This is a genomic window from Vibrio sp. 1978, assembly GCF_033344345.1.
This window is the reverse complement of sequence record NZ_JAWPOP010000340.1, coordinates 1-783: the sequence shown is the minus strand read 5'-3', so window position 1 is coordinate 783 and position 783 is coordinate 1. Positions and strand designations below refer to the sequence as shown.

Below are 783 nucleotides of genomic sequence, written 5' to 3'. Positions count from 1 at the left end.
GAGGCCGCTGATGATAAGTACACCGAGCGCGAGTGCTTCGATGAGTGCAATGCCGATTATCGTTTTTGAACGCAGCGTCATAAAGCGCCCACTTATCTCGAAATGCCCAATTGGACGACGTCTTGCCAATCTTGGTCTTGCGCCAATTGCAATCCATCAATATTGAGTAAAGCGAAGCTCTCCTGTGCTTTGGGATCCTCATTGAGTTGTGAGATCGCCGCTCGCAATGCCAAAGCCATCTCTTCATCTACCTCATTCGAGACTGCAATAGCATGAGGGGTATAACCTGCGGTTGTATAAATCACGCTCAGTTGTTCTTTGGTTTCACTCGGCAAGCTCTCAAAGGTACGCTTCACGCCACCACCAGCGACATACAAGCCTTTCAGAACACCTAAATAGACCGAATCGTGCGAGCCCACATATTTGGGCGTAAATTTGATGCCTTTCTGTTCTAGTTCAGATTGCGTGATGATGGAAGCCGCAAACGCGCGTGGAGCGGGAAAAGCAATCTTCTCTTCTTGCAGATCACCAAGAGTAACTGACTGCCCTTTTCTCGCCACAATAATCCCTGTAATACGCTTGTTCTTCGCTCTTGCTAACGCCGTATAACCCGGAGTTTGATTCACCAACGTAAAGTGATAAGGATTCATGTACGCGATGTCATATTCTCCAGCCATTAAACGGGCTTCAAAAGTAGGAATATCACGCGCAGTAGCAAATTTGATTTCAACTCCGGCAAGCTCGCCCCAACGTTGCAGTAATGGTTGCCATTGTTGAACTAAT

The 783-nt window shown here is 47.4% G+C and carries 1 protein-coding gene; it reads right to left on the bottom strand.

From position 1 onward, the window contains the following. Nucleotides 1-92: 92 nt before the first annotated feature. Nucleotides 93-783: phosphate/phosphite/phosphonate ABC transporter substrate-binding protein (locus R8N49_RS26495; protein WP_318190365.1), on the bottom strand; the 691-nt coding region annotated here is incomplete at its 5' end.